The 18,958-nt window shown below is 65.9% G+C and carries 11 protein-coding genes; 5 read left to right on the forward strand and 6 right to left on the reverse strand.

The genetic code is table 11. From position 1 onward, the window contains the following. Positions 1–8: 8 nt before the first annotated feature. The 3 genes from PO883_RS14390 to PO883_RS14400 all read right to left on the reverse strand — a co-directional run bounded on the left by PO883_RS14390 (position 9) and on the right by PO883_RS14400 (position 2,796). Positions 9–1,775 (reverse strand): GspE/PulE family protein, encoded by a 1,767-nt coding sequence (locus tag PO883_RS14390; protein WP_289310382.1) that lies wholly within the window; start codon positions 1,773–1,775, stop codon positions 9–11. A 109-nt stretch (positions 1,776–1,884) separates the two neighbouring features. After that, entirely contained in the window at positions 1,885–2,292 is a 408-nt protein-coding gene (locus tag PO883_RS14395; RefSeq protein ID WP_289310400.1) for a hypothetical protein, read from the reverse strand. Positions 2,293–2,463: 171 nt separating this feature from the next. Beyond that, positions 2,464–2,796: an antibiotic biosynthesis monooxygenase gene (locus PO883_RS14400; RefSeq protein ID WP_233294332.1), complete on the reverse strand. Its 333-nt coding sequence runs from the start codon at positions 2,794–2,796 to the stop codon at positions 2,464–2,466. Positions 2,797–2,904: 108 nt separating this feature from the next. Here PO883_RS14400 and lepB point away from each other — a divergent pair, with 108 nt between their 5' ends. Beyond that, positions 2,905–3,825 carry a signal peptidase I gene (lepB, locus tag PO883_RS14405; RefSeq protein WP_289310383.1) on the forward strand — a complete coding sequence of 307 codons (921 nt, stop codon included), beginning with the start codon at positions 2,905–2,907 and terminating at the stop codon, positions 3,823–3,825. 9 nt (positions 3,826–3,834) lie between these two features. Here lepB and PO883_RS14410 read toward each other — a convergent pair whose 3' ends face one another. Together PO883_RS14410 and PO883_RS14415 are read right to left on the reverse strand one after the other, a co-directional pair. Next, positions 3,835–6,204, reverse strand: coding sequence for a GspE/PulE family protein (locus PO883_RS14410; RefSeq protein WP_289310384.1), 2,370 nt, complete (start codon positions 6,202–6,204; stop codon positions 3,835–3,837). A 32-nt stretch (positions 6,205–6,236) separates the two neighbouring features. Beyond that, entirely contained in the window at positions 6,237–7,127 is an 891-nt protein-coding gene (locus PO883_RS14415) for an MBL fold metallo-hydrolase (protein WP_289310401.1), read from the reverse strand. A 245-nt stretch (positions 7,128–7,372) separates the two neighbouring features. On the opposite strand from PO883_RS14415, the gene PO883_RS14420 reads away from it, so the two are divergent. The 4 genes from PO883_RS14420 (at position 7,373) to PO883_RS14435 (ending at position 16,893) form a co-directional block, all read left to right on the forward strand. Continuing rightward, on the forward strand, positions 7,373–9,637 hold the full coding sequence (locus tag PO883_RS14420; RefSeq protein ID WP_289310385.1) for a CHASE2 domain-containing protein: 2,265 nt from the start codon (positions 7,373–7,375) through the stop codon (positions 9,635–9,637). Between the two features lie 221 nt (positions 9,638–9,858). Next, positions 9,859–11,442: a ShlB/FhaC/HecB family hemolysin secretion/activation protein gene (locus PO883_RS14425; protein WP_289310386.1), complete on the forward strand. Its 1,584-nt coding sequence runs from the start codon at positions 9,859–9,861 to the stop codon at positions 11,440–11,442. A gap of 11 nt (positions 11,443–11,453) precedes the next feature. After that, positions 11,454–16,154 carry a filamentous hemagglutinin N-terminal domain-containing protein gene (locus tag PO883_RS14430; protein WP_289310387.1) on the forward strand — a complete coding sequence of 1,567 codons (4,701 nt, stop codon included), beginning with the start codon at positions 11,454–11,456 and terminating at the stop codon, positions 16,152–16,154. Next, positions 16,123–16,893, forward strand: a complete 771-nt coding sequence (locus PO883_RS14435; protein ID WP_373890067.1) for a FecR domain-containing protein — start codon at positions 16,123–16,125, stop codon at positions 16,891–16,893. Before PO883_RS14430 ends, PO883_RS14435 begins: the two co-directional genes overlap by 32 nt. 83 nt (positions 16,894–16,976) lie before the next feature. Here the strand turns inward: PO883_RS14435 and PO883_RS14440 are convergent, their stop codons facing one another. After that, positions 16,977–18,767, reverse strand: coding sequence for a PhoH family protein (locus tag PO883_RS14440; protein ID WP_289310388.1), 1,791 nt, complete (start codon positions 18,765–18,767; stop codon positions 16,977–16,979). Positions 18,768–18,958: the final 191 nt, after the last annotated feature.

Genomic DNA, 18,958 nt, shown 5'->3' on the forward strand with positions numbered 1-18,958 from the left:
GCGGCACGCTAGCGGATGCATACCTGGCGCACCGTGCGCAGGTCGGTGATGCCCAGCAGGACCTTTTCGATGCCATCCATTTTCAGGGTCCGCATGCCGTCGTCCAGGGCGGCGGCGAGCAGGCTGGCGACCCGGCCGCGCTCTTGCAGCAGGCGCTTGATATTGTCGGTGCCGATCATCAGTTCGTGCAGGCCGACCCGGCCCAGGTAGCCGCGGTTGCACCCGGCACAGCCGCGCGCGCGAAACAGGGTGAAGTGGCCGTCACTGCCGGCATGGCGCGCGCGCCAGTCGTCCAGCACAGCGCTGCCGGCGGCGCTGGCGTGGGGCAGCTCGGCGCAGTATTCGGCCAGCAGTTGCGCCATCTCGGCATCGTCAGCGCGGTAGGGCTCCTTGCACGCGTTGCACAGGCGCCGTGCCAGGCGCTGCGCCAGTACCCCAAGCAGCGCGTCGGCGAAGTTGAACGGGTCCATGCCCATGTCGAGCAGGCGCACGATCGATTCGGGCGCGCTGTTGGTGTGCAGCGTGGCCAGCACCAGGTGCCCGGTCAGCGAGGCCTCGATGCCGATGCCGACAGTTTCGCGGTCGCGCATTTCGCCGACCATGATCACGTCCGGGTCGGCCCGCAGGAAAGCCCGCATCACGGTGGCGAAATCGAGTCCCGCCTTGCGGTTGACCTGCACCTGGCGCAGCCCTTTCTGGGTGATCTCGACCGGGTCCTCGGCGGTCCAGATCTTGGTGTCGGGCGTGTTCAGGTAGGCCAGCAGGGAGTGCAGGGTGGTGGTCTTGCCCGAGCCGGTCGGCCCGCACACGAAAAACAGGCCGTGCGGCTTGTCGACCGCCGCCCGCAGGCGCGCCAGGTTGTGCGGCAGGACACCGAGCTGGTCGAGCGCCATGGCATCGCCGTGCGGGAGGATGCGCATCACGATATCTTCGACGCCGCCGGCCGAGGGAATGGTGGCCACGCGCAGTTCGATGTCGAGCGGCCCGTATTTGCGGAACATGATCTTGCCGTCCTGCGGTTTGCGCCGCTCGGAGGTATCGAGGTCGCACATGATTTTTACGCGCGCCACCAGGGCGTTGCGGTAGCTGGCCGGGATGTCGATGTAGGGCACCAGCGCGCCGTCCTTGCGGAAGCGGATCGCCGTGCGTCCGTTGCCCGGCAGCGGCTCGATGTGGATGTCGGACACGCCCTGGCGGCGGGCATCCATGATCACCTTGTTGACCAGCTTGACCAGTTCATTCTCGACCGCCTGCGACACCGGCTGCACGGCTTCGCCGTCGCTGTCGTCGTGCGCCATGCCGGACAGGACCTCGCGCAGCGAACTGCCGTCGCTGCGCGCGGTGGTGCCGAAGAACTGGTCCAGCGTGCGCCGGAATTCGGCGCCCGTGGTCACGCACCAGGCCGGGGTGGACTTGGGGAAGACCTGGTTGACGATGCGGCTGGCGCGCACCCGTTCCGGATCGAGCGCCAGGACCAGCAGGCCGTCCTGGTTTTCGTCGAGCGGCAGCCACTGGTTTTCTTCGACGTACTGGGCCTTGAGGTTCCTGAGCAAGTACGCGGGCTTCATGCGGCCCGGCAGGAACGGCTCGTACGGCACCTTGAAGTGGCGTGCCAGCGCTTTGCCGATGGCCTCCAGCGGCACCTGAAAGTCCTTGACCAGCACTTCTTCGAGGTCGAGCAGCTGGGCGTGTGCCGCGCGGCGCGCGTGTTCGAGCTCGGCGGCGGACAGCAGGTCGTCCGCGACCAGTGCGTCGTATTTGGTAGGCGATTGCATGGGGTTCCCGTCATCGCGGTCGGCGAAAACCATTAGCATGTAGATTTTATGGCAACGCTGGCTTGATCCCGCTCACGCGTGCGGGCCGAACCGGCGGGCCGGCGCCGTGTCAGTTGGGACCGAGCAAGTCGTGCGCGTCGAGGATGGCGTAGATGATTTCCGGATGCCTGTCGAGGCAGCGCCGGATCGCGGTGGGGACCGCCTGGCGGGTCTTGCGGCACAGGCCCGGCCGCTCGGCCAGCACGATGCTCAGGCCGCGCGCGCTGCGCACTTCATTGTTGCTCGGGGTGATGCGCAGCACCACCCCGAGCTGGCTGTTGAGGCGCTCGGCCAGTTTGTTCAGCTCGTCGTAGCTGGCGATAGTGTCGATGTGCGCGAGCAGCTTCTTTTCTTCTTCGCGCGTCAGGCGCAGGATGCGCGTGTCGCTGTCGGCGTCGGCGAGCAAGACGTCGCGCTGGCACACGCAGGCGCCTGGCGGGCATTCTGTTCGGATCGGAAAGGGAAATGCCTGGAGCATCGTCATCAATCGCGGCAGCGGTGGGGCGGGGCGGAATCACAGAGTAGCGCCGCAGCGGTGGCGCTGTCAATCGCTGCCCGCGCTCGGCGCTTTAGCCGGTGCGTATGTCGACAGGGCTGCCATCGCACGTCACAAAGCCGCACGAAACAATCTCCCCTTCATTGGATGCGTTCAAGGATTGACGGCTGGTACGTTCATGCGGTGTCCAAGCTCCGCATTCCCATACGTGCGCACGACCTCCGAAATCACCACGTGATAGCCATCGAGCCATCTGGCCTGGGCCGCCTTGGCTTGCAGGTGTGCCGGGTGCTGCATCAGCGCCTGTAACGCTTCCAGGCTCTCCCAGTAATACACGTTGGAGAACAAGCCGGTCGTGCGATTTTCCCACGCTTCTTCACCCAGATAGCCGGGCAGTGCCTTGGCCGCGTCGGCGATGAGTTTGTCGAGCTGATGAAATTCTTCGTCGAGATGTTTGGTGCCGAAAATGAACGTGGAGGAGTACATGGCCTTGATGGTGGATGAGTGAATCGCGATTGTGCCACGTTGGCAACGATATTGCTGGCGGATCATAATTGCATGAGAGAATGCCGCACATTATCGTGAAGGAATGCCGTGAACTGGACGCCGAACAAGTGGATCGCCACTGGTCTGAACATCTTTTTCTCCCCGCTCGGTCTGGTCTACGCCGGCGCGCCGCGCCTGGCCGCGCTGCTGTTCGGCGGTGCCCTGGTGCTCGCGTGCGCAATTTTTTTCCTGCTACCCGGATCGCGCTCCGCACCTGTTATGGTGGCGCTTCAGGTGTTGTTTGCGGTGGTGTGCATGGCGGCTGCCTACAGCCTGGCCGGGCGAGCGCCGGCGCGTGCGGTGAGGCACGCGTCCACGCGCTGGTATGCCCTGCTGGCGATCGCCCTGGCATATGTCGTGGTCGTCGTCGGCCAGCGCGCTTGCTTTTACGAGGCCTTCCGCGCGCCGTCCGCGTCGATGGCGCCGATCATTCAAGCGGGCGCCAATCTGCTCGTGCAGAAATGGGGGTACGGGCATGTCAGTGCCTTCGGGCTTACCTTCGCATCGCGTCCGATTTCCGCGCCGATGACGCGGGGCGATCTGATCGTGTTCGATTTCCCGCGTGATCCGAGCCAGCAATACATCAAGCGCCTGGTGGGTTTGCCGGGCGATAAAGTCATGTACCGCGACCGCCAGCTCTTCGTCAACGGCGCTGCCACGCGGGTGCGCGAGCTCGATGCGTATCTGGACCCGGAACAGCTGGTGGCCTTCCAGCGCATGGAAGAGCAACTCGGCAACGTGCGCTTTCAAACCTTGCTGCGCACGGGCGACGCCCGCAGCGCCAAGGAGCCCGATGATTTCGCGTTGAAAGAAAACTGTGTGCACGACGCCAGCGCGATGCAATGCGAGGTCCCGCCCGGCCACTACTTCGTCATGGGCGACAATCGCGACAACAGTTACGACAGCCGCTATTGGGGCTTCGTGCGCGCCAACCAGGTGGTCGGCAAGGTGGTGCGCATCATGCAGTAAGGCGCCGCCTTACTTGATGCACACCTGGCGCACCATCTTGATATCGGTGATCCCGGACAGCACTTTCTCGATGCCGTCCATTTTCAGCGTCATCATGCCGTCTTCCAGGGCCGCCGCGAGCAGGGCGGCCACGCGGCTGTGCTCCTGCAGCAGCTTCTTGACCTTGTCGGTGCCGATCATCAGTTCGTGCAGGCCGACCCGCCCGCGATAGCCCTTGTTGCACTCGGCGCAGCCGAGCGCGCGGTACAAGGTGAATTGGCCGTCGGCGTTGGCATAGCGCTGGCGCCACCCGGCCAGCACCTGCGCGCGTCCCGCGTCCGGGTCGGCGATGAAGGCCTCGGTCGTGAGCAGTTCGGTGCAAAATTCGGTGAGCATCAGCTCCACCTCGGCCGCGTCGGGATGGTAGGCCACCTTGCACGATGAGCACAGGCGCTTGGCCAGGCGCTGCGCCAGGATGCCGAGCAGCGCGTCGGCAAAGTTGAACGGGTCCATGCCCATGTCGAGCAGGCGCACGATCGATTCCGGCGCGCTGTTGGTGTGCAGGGTCGCCAGCACCAGGTGGCCGGTGAGCGACGCTTCAATGCCCATGCTGACGGTTTCCTTGTCGCGCATTTCGCCGACCATGATCACGTCCGGGTCGGCCCGCAGGAACGCCCGCATCACGGTCGCAAAATCGAGCCCCGCCTTGCGGTTGACCTGCACCTGGCGCAGCCCCTTTTGGGTGATCTCGACCGGGTCTTCGGCGGTCCAGATCTTGGTGTCCGGCGTATTGAGGTGGCTGAGCACCGAATGCAGGGTGGTGGTCTTGCCCGAGCCGGTCGGCCCGCACACGAAAAACAGGCCATACGGTTTTTCGATGGCCGCGCGCAGGCGCTCCAGGTTAAACGGCAGCACGCCCAGCTTGTCGAGCGGGATCGGCTCGCCGGCGGCCAGGATCCGCATCACGATGTCTTCCACCCCGCCCGACGAGGGAATGGTCGCCACCCGCAGTTCGATGTCGAGCGGGCCGTATTTCTTGAACTTGATCTTGCCGTCCTGCGGTTTGCGCCGCTCCGAAATATCGAGGTCGCACATGATCTTCACGCGGGCGACCAGCGCATTGCGGTAGCTGGCCGGGATTTCAATGTAGGGCACCAGCGAGCCATCCTTGCGAAAGCGGATGCCGGTCTTGCCCTTGCCCGGCAGCGGTTCGATGTGGATGTCCGACACGCCCTGGCGGTAGGCATCCGTGATCACCTTGTTGAGCAGCTTGACCAGTTCATTTTCGACGGCGGCCGACACCTCCAGCGTGCCTTCGCCATCGATGTCGTCCTGGTCCATCCCGGACAGCAGCTCGCCCACCGAGCCGCCTTCGGCATCGACGGCGGCGCCGAAGAACTGTTCGGCGGTGCGCCGGAATTCCTCGCGCGTGGTCACGCGGTAGACCACTTTCGCCTTGGGGAAGATCTGGTTGACGATCTTGCTGGTGTTGATGCGCTCCGGGTCGAGCGCCATCACCACCAGGCCCTCGGTGGTTTCTTCGAGCGGCAGCCACTGGTTTTCTTCGACATACTGCGCCTTGAGGTTGCGCAGCAGCTCGCCCGGCTTGAGCCGGTCCGGCTTGTACGGCTCATACGGCGTGCCGAAGAACTTCGCCAGTGATTCACCGATCGCCTGCGCGCGCACCTGGAACTCGCGGATCAGCACTTCTTCGATATCGAGGTTTTTCTTGCGCGCCGAGCGCGTGGCCAGTTCCAGCTCGGGCGCCGACAGCACCGCTTCGTGCACCAGCCCCGCGTACTTGGTGCGCACCGTTTGCGGCGGCTTGAGGCGCTGGCTGAAGGCCACCGACAAGGTCTCGCACAGATCGCGCACGCCTTCTTCGCACACCAGGGAGAACGGCCCGCCCTTGCGGTTGTTGATGAACTGGATCACGCCGAGCAGTTCGTGCGATTGCACCGTCAGCAGCGGCGCCACCAGCATCTCGCGCGTGCGGTAACCGGTGCGCTGGTCCACCCCGCTCTGGAAGTGCAGGCCGGGCGCGAGGCGCTGCAGTTCTTCCTCGTCGTAGGCATCGCGGATGTTCAGGGGCTTGCGGCTCATGGCCACGAAGCCGGCGATCGAGCTCGGCGAAATCGACAGGCGCAGCTCGCGGAAGGTGGTCAGGCCGGTCTTGACCTTGGAGACGATATGGTCTTTTTCGGGCGTGACCGCGTACAGGGTGAAGCGGTCGCAGTCGAACAGGTCGCAAAAATCCATGCCCAGGTCGAGCATGATTTCATCGAGATTGGCGGTCGCATGAATCTTGTTCGTGACCGCCTGCAGCCTTCTGGAAAAGTCCAGGCGCGCGCCCGTGTCTTCGTCGTGACCACCTTGCTTGCCGCTTGCCGCTTCGTTCATGGGTGTTTTCGCTTTCGACAGGTGAGCCAGGTTCAGTTCAATGCGACTTCCAGGCCTTCGTAGGCCAGCACCACGCGCAGGCCGGCGGGCAGCGGCCCGTGGCGCTGGAGCGCATCGGCGAAGACGGCTTCGAGTTCGTCGTCGCCCCGGGTCGGTTCATGGTGGGTGCAGTACAGGGTGCGCGCCCCGACCCGCACCGCGGCTTCCAGCGCGGCGTCGAAGGTACCGTGCCCCCAGCCGCGCTTGGACGGGTATTCGTCGCGCGTGTACGAGCAATCGTAGATGAGCGCATCGACGCCCTGCATGGCGCGGTCGATGTCGCGCTGGCGCTGTTCCATCCGCAGCTGGTAGGGCGCATGGCGCGCATCGTCCTGCGCATACAGGTTGTAGAAGGGTTCATGGTCGCCCGTGAAAAACAGCGACTTGCCGTTGCAGCTGATGCGGTAGCCCAGATTGGTCACCGGGTGGTTCATGAGTACGTTGTCGACCAGCGCGTCGCCCACCGCGACGGCCACGCCGACTTCGAGCGTGCGGTATTCGATGGTGGCCGCCATCTGCGCTTCGCCGACGGGAAAATAACTGTTCTGGAGCTGCACGCCCATGATGTGTTCGATGCCCTGGCCGGTGGCCTCGTCGCGCGCTCCGTGCAGGCACACCCGGCTGGTGGGAATGAACAGCGGCGTGAAGAAGGGCAGGCCGTGGATATGGTCCCAGTGGCTGTGGGTGATGAAAATGTTCGCGTTCACCGGCAAGCGCGTGAGCAAGTCCTGGGCCAGCGCGAAAATGCCGGTGCCGCCATCGAGGATGATCAGGGTGCCGTCGTCGGTGCCGACTTCGATGCAGGTGGTGTTGCCGCCATAGCGGGCGGTGCGCGGTCCCGGCGAAGGAATCGAGCCGCGCACGCCCCAGAAGCGCAATTTCATGTTGTCACTCTCATGGCCGAAATCGTCGATGTTGCAATTACGGTCGATCATAGCGGTTTTGCCTGCGCATGGCTGCACAATTTATCTGCGGAATCGGACGCGCCCGCTTTCGTGCCCTTTTGCCCACGCTTTTCGTGCGGCGGTGTACAGGGCCGGCGGGTGGCGCTACACTCGAATTACCGCCAAGTAATGGTTCGGCGGCATCCTGAGATGGGCGGGTGGATCTTCATGCAAGCTTCTTACCGATGACAAAACGTGCGCGCATGCTGCGCAAGTACGGTCCGCGCTGGCTGCTCGGGCTGGCCCTGACCGTGGCGGCGGCGCTCTCCACGCTGGGCTTTTTTCACAGCGATTCGATCGAGCGCATGGACGGTTTCGTGGCCGGCCTGCGCATGCGCATCGAGGCGCCCGTGCTCGATGCGCGCGTGGTGATCGTCGATATCGATGAAAAAAGCCTGGCCGCGATCGGGCGCTTTCCGTGGAGCCGCGATATCCAGGCCAATCTGGTGACCCAGCTCACGCGCCACTATGGGGCGGGCGCGGTCGGTTTCGACATTTCCTTTCCCGAGCCCGATACCTCGTCCGGCTACGCCGTGCTCGAACGCCTGGCCAACGATGAACTGGCCGGGGTGGCGGGCTTGAAGGCGCAGCTGGCCGGCCTGAAAGCCGGCATGGATTACGACGGCTTGCTGGCCGAGGCCCTGCGTGGCCAGAACGTGGTCCTCGGCTACAACGTATCGGACAAGCTGCGCAAGGGCGTGCTGCCGGCCCCCGCGTTCACCCTGGAGAGCCTGAACGGGCGCGCGCTGCTGGCCTATACCTCGGACGGTTACGAGGCCAATATCGCGCGCCTGCAGCAGGCCGCCGCCGGCGCCGGCATTTTCACCGCGTCGACCGATGCCGATGGCGTGATCCGCTCCTCCATCCTGCTGCAGCGCATCGGCGACGCCTACTATCCCTCGCTGTCGCTGGCCACGGCGGCCGTGTACCTCAAGGCGCGCGCCATCGCGCCGTATTTCGACACCTCCGTGGAGCAACTGTCGGACGCCCAAAAGGATAGCGGCAGTGCCGCCTTCATCTCGCTGTTCCTGCCGCGCGGCCAGCTGCGCATTCCGGTGGGCGAGGGGCTGACCACCTACATACAGTTTCGCGGGCGCGGCGGGCCGGGTGGCGGCGCGTTCCGCTACGTGTCGGCGGCCGACGTGCTCACCGGCGCGGTGCCGCCCGCGCAGTTAAAGGGCGCGCTGGTACTGGTCGGCTCCACCGCGCCCGGCATTAATGACCTGCGCGTCACGCCCGTCAACCCGGAATACCCGGGCGTGGAGGTGCACGCCAACCTGCTCAAGTCGATCCTCGACAACGACTTCAAGGCGCGTCCGTCCGAGGCCTACCTGTTCGAGTGCCTGCAAGTGCTGGTCTTCGGCCTGGTGCTGGCGCTGGCGCCGGCGCTGCTGACGCCCCTGCGCGCCGTGCTGCTGACGGCGGCGGCGCTGGCGGCGGCCATCGGCATCAATTTCTACCTGTATTATGAATCCGACATGGTGCTCAACGCCGCCGTGCTGGTGCTGCTGATCCTGGCGCTGTTCGTGCTCAATCTCGGCTTCGGCTACTTTGTCGAGGTGCGCAAGAGCCAGGCGCTGGTGTCGCGCTTTCGCGAGTACGTCGCGCCCGAACTGGTGGCCGAAATGGCTGAAAACCCCGAGCAGTACACCATGGATGGCGAAAGCCGCGAACTGACCGTGCTGTTCATCGACGTGCGCGGCTTTACCACCATCTCGGAGCAGCTCACGCCCAAGGTCCTGCGTGAATATATCAATCTGTACCTGACCGCCATGTCGGAAGATATCCGCGACAGCCACTGCGGCACGCTCGATAAATATATCGGCGACGCCGTCATGGCCTTCTGGGGCGCGCCGGTGGCCTTTGCCGACCATGCCCGGCGCGCGGTGGCCACGGCGCTCCTGATGCAGGCCGGCGCCGCGCGCCTCGACCTCGAGTTCCAGGCGCGCGGCTGGCCGCCCCTGAAGGTGGGGATCGGCATCAACAGCGGCTTGATGCACGTGGGCGACATGGGGTCGACAATCCGCCGCGCCTATACAGTGATGGGCGACGCCGTCAACCTCGGCGCGCGCCTGGAAGGCATCACCAAGGTGTACGGCGTGGGCATCGCGGCGGGCGAGGCGACTCGCCACGCCGCGCCGCAATTCGCCTGGCGCGAACTGGACCTGGTGCGGGTCAAGGGCAAGCACGAACCGGTCGCCATCTTCGAGCCGCTCGGGCCGGCGGGTGCGCTGGACGACGCGGCCAGCGCGCGCCTGGCCACCTGGCACAACGCACTGGCGCTGGTGCGCGCGCAGCAGTGGGACGCCGCCGAGGTCATCCTCAACCAGCTTCTTGCTGACGAGCCTGCTTGCATCCTGTACCGGCTTTACCTCGACCGCATCGGCTTGTACCGCGCCAAGCCGCCGGCCCCGGGCTGGGATGGTGTTACCACTTTCGACACGAAATAGCGCGCCGCATGTGATCGTTTTGGCTCGCATTTGTCATTCTCTCAACGTCTGTTGACTCCGCCATACAACGCTTCGCGGAAATCCGCCGGATCGGGCGTGAATTTCTCACCCGTACGAGACAGCGCGATTACACTCGACAGACAAGTGCAAGCCGCGTTGCCACTGCTTTTTTCCGGGGTTGAACCTATGCCAACGATAAAAACACACCGCAGAGCTCATTCATGAACCGACCTTTTTCTCGTCTCGCCGCCGGCGCCTTGCTGGCCGCCGCCGTGGGCGCGGCCTGGGGGAGTGAACCCGCCGCGACCGATCCTATCCGCTTCGATATCGGCCGCTTCGAGGTGGCCGGCAATACCTTGCTCGCCGCCGCCGAGATCGATGCCGCGCTGCAACCGTTCGCCGGCAGCGGGCGCGATTTCGGCGATGTCCAGCGCGCGCTCGAAGCGCTCGAAGCGCTATACCACGCGCGCGGCTACCAGGTGGTCACGGTGCGCCTGCCGGAGCAGGAACTCAATCGCGGCGTGGTGCGGCTGGACGTGGTGCAAACCAAAATCGGCCGCATCCTGGTGAGCGGCAACAAGGTGGTCGACCAAGCCAACGTGCGGCGCGCCCTGCCGGCCCTGCGGCCGGGCCAGACGCCCAAGCTGGACCGCGTGTCGGCCAATCTGCGCATGGCCAACGACAATCCGGCCCGCAAGATCAGCCTGAACTTGCAGAACGGCAGCGCCGACGATGAACTCGATGCCCGCCTGGCGGTGGTCGACGACAAGCCGTGGAGCGCCATGCTCAACGTCGACAATAGCGGCACCGGGCAAACCGGCAAGACCCACGCCGGCGTGGTGCTTCAGCACGCCAACCTGTGGGGACGCGACCATGTGGGCAGCGTGCAGTACACCACCACGGTCGAGGAACCGGGCAAGGTCAGCGTGTACGGTGCGGGCTACCACATGCCGTTCTACGAGCTGGGCGATTCGCTCGACCTGTACGCCAGCTATTCGGACATCGATTCGGGCGCGGTCACGGCCGGCATCTTCAACCTGGCCGTCAGCGGCAAGGGCACGGTGGCCGGGCTGCGCTACAACCAGACCCTGGCGCGGCGCGGCAGCCTCGATCCGCGTCTGGTGTACGGCCTGGACCACAAGGCGTACAAGAACAGCGTGCTGCTCGCGGGCCAGAATTTTGGCAACGACATCACCGTCCATCCGCTCAGCGTGACGTATCTGGCCAGCACGCCGCTGGCCGGCGGGGAAGTCAACTTCTCGGCCGGACTGGTGCGCAACGTGCCGGGCGGCAGCCGAGGCGGCAGCGCCGATTTCGCGCGCACCCGTTCCGGCGCCAAGGCAGGCTACACCGTGGCGCGCTTTGCAGCCGGCTTGAACCGCGCTTTCGGCGCCGACTGGCAACTGCGCGCGCTGCTGAACGGCCAGCTCACCGGCGACGCGCTGGTTCCGGGCGAGCAGTTCGGCGCCGGCGGCGCGTCCTCGGTGCGCGGGTTTGACGAGCGCGCCGTGTCCACCGATTCGGGCTTGCTGGCCAACCTGGAAGTCTACAGCCCCAACTTCTGCGCCGCGCGCCAGCGCTGGCAGTGCCGGGTGCTGGGCTTTGTCGACGCCGCCCATGGCCGCCGCAATGAGGCGCTGCCGGGCGAAGCGGCGCGCGCCACGGTGTCCAGCGCCGGCCTGGGCTGGCGTTTTTCGATGGGCAATTCGCTCAATATGCAGATCGATTACGGCCACGTGCTGCGCCGCGATGCCGGCGTGAGCGACAAGAACAAAGTACATGTGCGCGTAGGCCTGGCCTACTAAAGGTGAACCCAATGATGATCCAGAACCCTCTTCCGCGCTTGTTGAAGCGTCCTTGTCTGGCCTTGTCGCTGCTGCTGCTGCTGGCCTTCGGCGGCGTTCCCGCGTCCCACGCCGCGCCAGGCTCGCCGCAGGTGGTGGCCGGCCAGGCGACCTTCGGGCAGCAGGGTAATGTCTTTTCGATTACCAATACGCCCAACACGATCATCAACTGGCAGAGCTTTTCAGTGGCGGCCGGCGACATCACGCGCTTTATCCAGCAAGATGCCAATAGCGCCGTGCTCAACCGCATCAGCGGGCAGGATCCCAGCCGCATCCTCGGCGCGCTGCAATCGAACGGCCAGGTATTCCTGATCAATCCGAACGGCATCCTGTTCGGGCGCGACGCCCGCATCGATGTGGGCGGCCTGGCCGCCTCGACCCTGAATCTCTCGAATGCCGACTTCCTGGCCGGCAAGCGCAACTTCAACGGAACGCCGGCGGCCGGCGCCATCGTCAACCAGGGCGCGATCACCACGCCCGGCGGCGGCAAGGTATTCCTGATCGCGCCCAATGTCGAGAACAGCGGCATCATCACCTCGCCGCAGGGCGAGGTGGTGCTGGCGGCCGGCCACAGCGTGCAACTGGTCGATTCCAGCAATCCCGACCTGCACGTGGTGGTATCAAGCCCGGCCAGCGCCGCGCTCAACCTGGGACAGCTGATCGCCCAGGGCGGCAAGATCGGCATCTACGGCGCGCTCGTCAGGCAGCGCGGGCTGGTCAGCGCCAACAGCGCCCAGGTCGGCGCCAACGGCAAGATCGTGTTCAAGGCGAGCGCCGATGCGCTGCTGGAAGCGGGCAGCGTCACCAGCGCCACCGGGGCCGGCAAAGGCGGCGAGATCAGCGTGCAGGGCGAGCGGGTCGGCCTGACCGGCGACGCCCGCATCGATGCCAGCGGCGCAGCCGGCGGCGGCAGCGTGCTGGTCGGCGGCGGCTACCAGGGCAAGAACGTACTGGTGCGCAATGCGCAGCAGACGGTGATGGGCAAGGCGGCCTCGATCCGGGCCGACGCCACCGGCAGCGGCGACGGCGGCACCGTGGTGCTGTGGTCGGATGGCGCCACGCGCGCCTTCGGCAGCATTTCGGCTGCGGGCGGCAAGGGCGGCCGGGTGGAAACCTCGGGCCACTACCTGGACCTGAACGGCATCCGTGTCAAGACCGGCGCGCACGGTACCTGGCTGCTCGACCCGTACGACGTGACCATCGGCGCCAATGGCAGCACCGACCTGCTCGACACGGTCGATGAATTTGCCGATACCCCGGCCAACACCATGACCTTGATCGATTCGGCGATGCTCAACGCGGCGGCGCCGGCGACCGATATCACGATCCAGGCCCGCCACGATGTGCTGATCAACGGCGCCATCACGCGGCCTGGCGGCACGACCGGCAAACTGTCTGTCGAAGCGGGCAATCACATTGCCGTCGATGCCGCCATCACGACCTCGGGCGGGGACCTGAGCTTGAGCGCCAACGTCGCGCCGTACGCGAGCGGCACCGGCAGCGTGGCCATCAATGGCGCACTCGGCACTGGCGGCGGCAAGCTGTCGCTCAGCGGCCAGAATGTCAGGATCGGCAACACCGGCAGCGCCCTGGTCGACGTCGGCGATGGTTTCATGGCCGTCACTGCGGTCGATACCTTCCTGCTCGCGGCGAACGGAAGCGTGCATGGCGGCGGCGATATCGCCATCGTGGCCGACAATGTCAGCATGCCCGGCGGCCTGATCGGGCCGGCGCTGGCGCAGCGTCCGACGGTGAGCATCAGCCCGTACAGCGCCAGCCGCGACATCGCGATCGCCAGCGGCGCGCCCATGACCGGCGTGCTGCAACTGTCGCCATTCGACCTCAATCCGATTCATTCGCAGGAACTGACCATCGGCGGCGCCGGATACGGCGGCAAGATCGGCGTCTACGCGGCGCTGGGCGGCCAGTTCACCCCGGCCGAAACGCGCTTGCTGCGCCTGAGCACCAGCGGCAACATCGACCTCAACGCGCCGATCACCCTGTTACCCGGCACCGGCAGCAAGCTGGCGCTGGAACGCTTCGGCGCCGGGGCCGGGCTGATCAGCACCGCTTCCAGCGCCACCCTCGGCGCCGACCATGTGCTGCTGGCGTCGGATAACATCAACATCGGTGCCAACATCACCGGCACCGGCAGCAACGGCGGCCTGGTGGTGCTCAGCCCCGGCAATCCCACTACCAATATTCACCTCGGCAACAACGCGCTCGATGCGAGCGCGCGCCTGGGGCTGAACACAAGCGAGCTGAACAAGATCTTTACGCGCCAGCTGACCATCGGCGGCGAACTGGCGCAGACCGGCGCGGTCGACATCAATGGCGCGCTCGACCTGTCGACCAGCCTGACACCGACCAGCAAGCTGGCGATCAAGGCCGGCGACGGCGCCATCAACCTGCGCGATCCGATCATCACGCCGGGCGCCTTGGTGCTGTCCGGTAAGAGCGTCAGCAACAGCGCCACGGCGCCGGCGCGCGCCGCGGCGATCGGGATCCAGACCCGGCAGCAGGCCGGCTCCGCGTCGACGCCGTTTTACACCCAGACGGCCTTCCTGACGGCCAATAACGCCATCGAGAGCAGCACCGGGCCGATCAATATCAGCAATACCGGCACGCTCAACCTCGGCAGCGTCACCCAGAACGGCGGCAACAACATGGGCGCGATCACGATTGCGAACAAGGGCGGCATGACCGTGCTCAAGGAGGAGCCGGTGACAACCATGCCGGTCGTCGTGAGCAGCCTCGGCGGCCCGATCAAACTGTCGACCGAGAGTCCGCTGACCATCAATGGCAGCGTGGCATCGAATGGCGGCGCGATCGGCTTGCAAGCCGGTAATGGCGGCATGCTGACCATCGGCACCAGCGCTAGCGTGGCCTCCGGCGCAGGCAATATTTCGATGGTGGCCGGCGCGATCGTCAACGATGGCAGCGTCAGCGCCACGTCCGGCAATATTTCGGTGAGCGCCGCCTCGCTCAGCGGCACCGGCACCATTGCCAGCACCAGCGGCGCGGTGTCGGGTGTGCCGGGGAAAGTGCCGACGCTCGACGCCTGCATCGCCACGCCCACCCTGGCCGGCTGCAGCACGGTGCTGGCCGACGCGGTGAGCGCCTGTAGCGCCAATCCAACGCTGTCCTACTGCGCCGCCGTGCTGCCCAGCGTCGACGCCTGTACCGCCAATCCGGCCATGCCCGGCTGCAGCGTGGTGTTGCCGACCCTGAGCCAGTGCGTGGCGACGCCAGCGGCCCCCGGTTGCAGCGTGGTGCTGCCAGCGCTCAGCGCTTGCATCGCCACCCCCGCCGCGGCCGGTTGCAGCGTGGTGCTGCCATCGCTCAAGGTCTGTATCGCCACGCCAACTGCCGCCGGTTGCAGCGTGGTGCTGCCGACCCTGGCCGTGTGCACCAGCGCGCCATCGACCCCGGGCTGCAGCGTGGTGCTGCCGACCCTGGCCCAGTGCGTCGTCAATCCGACCCAGCCCGGCTGCGCGCAAGTGCTGCCGAGTTTGACTACCTGTATCGCCGCGCCCGCCACCAACGGCTGCGCGGCGGTGCTGCCGACCCTCGCCGCCTGCCTGGCGACACCCTCGCGCGCCGGTTGCGTGGCGGTCCTGCCGACCCTGGCCGCCTGCGTCGCCAGCCCGACCCAGGCCGGCTGCGGCGTGGTGCTGCCATCGCTGGCGGCGTGCAGCGCCAGTCCCGGCCTGCCCGGCTGCTCGGTGGTGCTGCCGAGCGTGGCCCAGTGCGTGGCCGCGCCGACCCAGGCCGGTTGCGCGGCGGTGCTGCCGACCCTGGCCCAATGCATTTCCGCGACCAGCCTGCCCGGTTGCAGCGCGGTGCTGCCATCGCTGTCGCGCTGCGTGGCCAATCCCGCCACCCCGGGCTGCGCGGTGGTGCTGCCCTCGCTGAGCCAGTGCGTGGCCAATCCGGGCGCCAGCGGCTGCTCGGTGGTGCTGCCGACCCTGGCGCAGTGCGCAACAAATCCGGCCGTGCCGGGTTGTAACGTGGTACTGCCGACCCTGAACCAGTGCGTCGGCAATGCCGGCTTGCCGGGTTGTGGCGCAGTCTTGCCGAGCTTGCAGAGCTGCGTCGCCAATCCGGGCGCGCCCGCTTGTTCGGTGGTGTTGCCGACCCTGGCGCAATGCACGGTGACGCCATCGCTGGCGGCCTGCAACGTGGTCTTGCCCACCGTGGCGCAGTGCGCGGCGGCGCCTGGCCTGGCCGGTTGCGTGGCGGTCTTGCCGCCGCTTGCGCAGTGCGTCGCCACGCCATCGGCGCCCGGCTGCGCGGTGGTGCTGCCGGGCCTGGGCCAGTGCGTGGCCACCCCGGGCGCAGCCGGTTGCAGCGTGGTGCTGCCGACCCTGGCCCAGTGCGTGGGCAGTCCCGGCCTGCAAGGCTGCAGCGTGGTGCTGCCGCCGGTGAACAGCTGCGTTGCCAATCCGGCGCTGGCCGGATGCACGGTGGTGGCGCCGCCGCAGCAACTCGCCGACGGCGTGGTCAAGGAAGTCATCGTCAACACGATCAACGTCATCAACAGCGTGACGCCGTCCGCCGACAGCAAGGCGCCGGAAAAAACGGACAGCAAGAAAGCCGGCATCAAAACCGCCGATACGAGCACGATTAAAGGAGACGCGAGTGAACTGCGCAAAAAGACGTATTGCAACTAAGGCGCTCGCGGGTGTCTGGCTGGCGACCTCGTTCGGACTGGCGTGGGCGGCGCAGGTGGCCGGTACCATCGTCAACCTGAGCGGTCCGCTGATGGTCAAGAAGGCCGATGGCAGCGTCAAGGTGCTGGGCTTGAAGTCGGAAGTGGAGCAGGGCGATACCCTGGTGTCCGAAAAGAACACCTACGCCCAGATCCGCTTCATCGACAACAGCGAAATCACCTTGCAGCCGGGCACCACGTTCAAGGTGGAGGCCTTCGCTTACGAGGCCGCCAAGCCGGACGCCGACAGCGCCAGCTTCAGCCTGATCAAGGGCGGACTGCGCTCGCTGACCGGCTTGCTGGGCAAGCGCAACAAGGAAAAGTTTTCGCTCAAGACGCCCAGCGCCACCATCGGCATTCGCGGCACCACCTTCACTGCGCAGTATGTGCCGACAAGCAAGGTTGGCATGACTGCACCGGGCGCGCCATCGGCAGTGCGCACGCCGGCGGGGCTGCCCCCTGGTTTGTATGTGTCGGTGATCGATGGGGCGATTTCGATGTCGAATACCGGCGGCAGCATGAATTTTTCGGCCGGGCAGTTTGGCTATACCGCCAGTCCGCTCAAGCCGCCGGTCATGATGCCCGTCAATCCGGGCCTCAAGTTCACGCCGCCGCCGGCGTTCAGCACGCTTTTGGCGCCGGGTGCGCAAAACGCCAGCGTGCCGGGCAAGGCGGCAGCGGTCGATTGCGAAGTGAGGTAGCGCGCGCCAAAAGAAAACGGCCCCTGTCCAGATGACTGGACAGGGGCCGTTTTGACGGGTGCGGCTGGTCGGAACGCGGCGTGTTACAGCACTTCGCTCGCGTGGTCGGCCAGGCGCGAACGTTCGCCGCGCGCCAGGGTCACGTGGCCGCTGTGCGACCAGCCCTTGAAGCGGTCCACCACGTAGGTCAGGCCGCTCGAACCTTCGGTCAGGTAAGGCGTGTCGATCTGCGCGATATTGCCCAGGCACAGAATCTTGGTGCCGGGACCGGCGCGCGTGACCAGGGTCTTGATCTGTTTCGGCGTCAGGTTTTGCGCTTCATCGATGATCAGGAACTTGTTCACGAAGGTGCGGCCGCGCATGAAGTTGAGCGACTTGATCTTGATGCGCGAGCGGATCAGGTCTTGCGTTGCCGCGCGACCCCACTCGCCGCCATCCGAATCGGACTTGTTGAGCACTTCGAGGTTGTCGTCGAAGGCGCCCATCCACGGCCCCATCTTCTCTTCCTCGGTACCCGGCAGGAAGCCGATGTCTTCGCCCACCGGCACCGTGACGCGGGTGACGATGATTTCGTTATACAGCTTGGTTTCGAGTACCTGCGCCAGGCCGGCCGCCAAGGCCAGCAAGGTCTTGCCGGTACCGGCCTGGCCGAGCAGGGTGACGAAGTCGCATTCCGGATTCATCAGCAGGTTCAGCGCAAAGTTCTGCTCGCGGTTGCGCGCGGTGACGCCCCACACGTTGTTCTTGTTGTGGCTGAAGTCGCGCAGGGTCTGGATCACGGCGGTCTTGCCATTGAGCTGCTTGACCTGGCCGTAGAACGGCGCTTCGCCATTCTTCGGTTCCAGGTACACGAACTGGTTCACCAGCAAGGTCAGCATGGTCGGGCCGGTGACGCGGTAGAAGGTCGAGGAGACGCCGTTCTTGTTCTCCTGCCAGGATTCCATGTCCTTGCCGTTCTTGTTCCAGAAGTCGTCCGGCAACTGCACGATGCCCGAGTACAGCAGGTCGCTGTCTTCCAGCACGTGGTCGTTGAAGTAGTCTTCGGCGGGCAAGCCCAGCGCGCGCGCCTTGATGCGCATGTTGATGTCTTTCGACACCAGCACGATGGCGCGGCCCGGCTGCTCCGCTTCCAGGTTGCGCACCACGCCCAGGATCTGGTTGTCGGCTTTGCCGACTGGCAGGCCTTCGGGCAGGGTCGGGCCGCTCTGCAGGCGCGTCTGGAAGAACAGGCGGCCCTTGGCATCCTTGTTGCCCAGCTTGGCCAGCGGAATGCCGTTTTCGATGGCGCCATCGTCGATGCTGCCGACCAGCGCGTCGAGCGTGCGCGAGACCTGGCGTGCATTGCGCGCCACTTCGGACATGCCCTTCTTGTGGTCGTCGAGCTCTTCCAGGGTCATCATCGGCAGGTAGACATCGTGCTCTTCGAAACGGAACAGCGACGAAGGATCGTGCATCAGCACGTTGGTGTCGAGCACGAACATCTTGGTCTTGCCAGTCTGGTCGGCATTGCGGCTGGTGGAGGACTTGACCGTCATCTCGACCGCCTTGTGCTTGGCCGGGTGCGGCGCTTCCAGGTCGAGCGGCTGCTTTTCCTTGCCGCGGCTGGCAGGTTTGGCGACCGGGGTTTCCATCACCAGCGGCGAGGAAACCAGTGGCGCCGGCGGCGGAGCGACCAGGGCGGCTTGCTTGGCCGGTGCCTTGGCGCGCGTGGTTTTGGCCGGCGCCTTGGCAACCGGCTCGGCGGCGATCTCGGCGACCGCGCTCAGTTTCGGCTTGGCGGCCTGCACGGCGGCGGGCTTGCTGCGGTCGGCTTTTGGATAATCTTCGGCCAGCAGCAGGGTGGCTGGCTTGGTGGGGATTTTTGGCAGTGGCATCAGGGTCTCAATCTAAAAAGGTGCAGGAGGATAGCCCGGAGGCGTCGGCGCAGGCGGCGCTGGTGGCGGCGGGCTCGATGCGGCTGTGCGAACTAAGGGGGTGGTGGTCGGGCCCGGCATAGTGGCCGGGCCGGCAGGCCGCCAGATTGGGATGATGCGGAAAACGGCAGGTGTGACTCAAAATGTCTGGT

The organism is Massilia sp. DJPM01 (genome assembly GCF_030348125.1).
GTDB classification, from domain to species: domain Bacteria; phylum Pseudomonadota; class Gammaproteobacteria; order Burkholderiales; family Burkholderiaceae_D; genus Telluria_A; species Telluria_A frigida.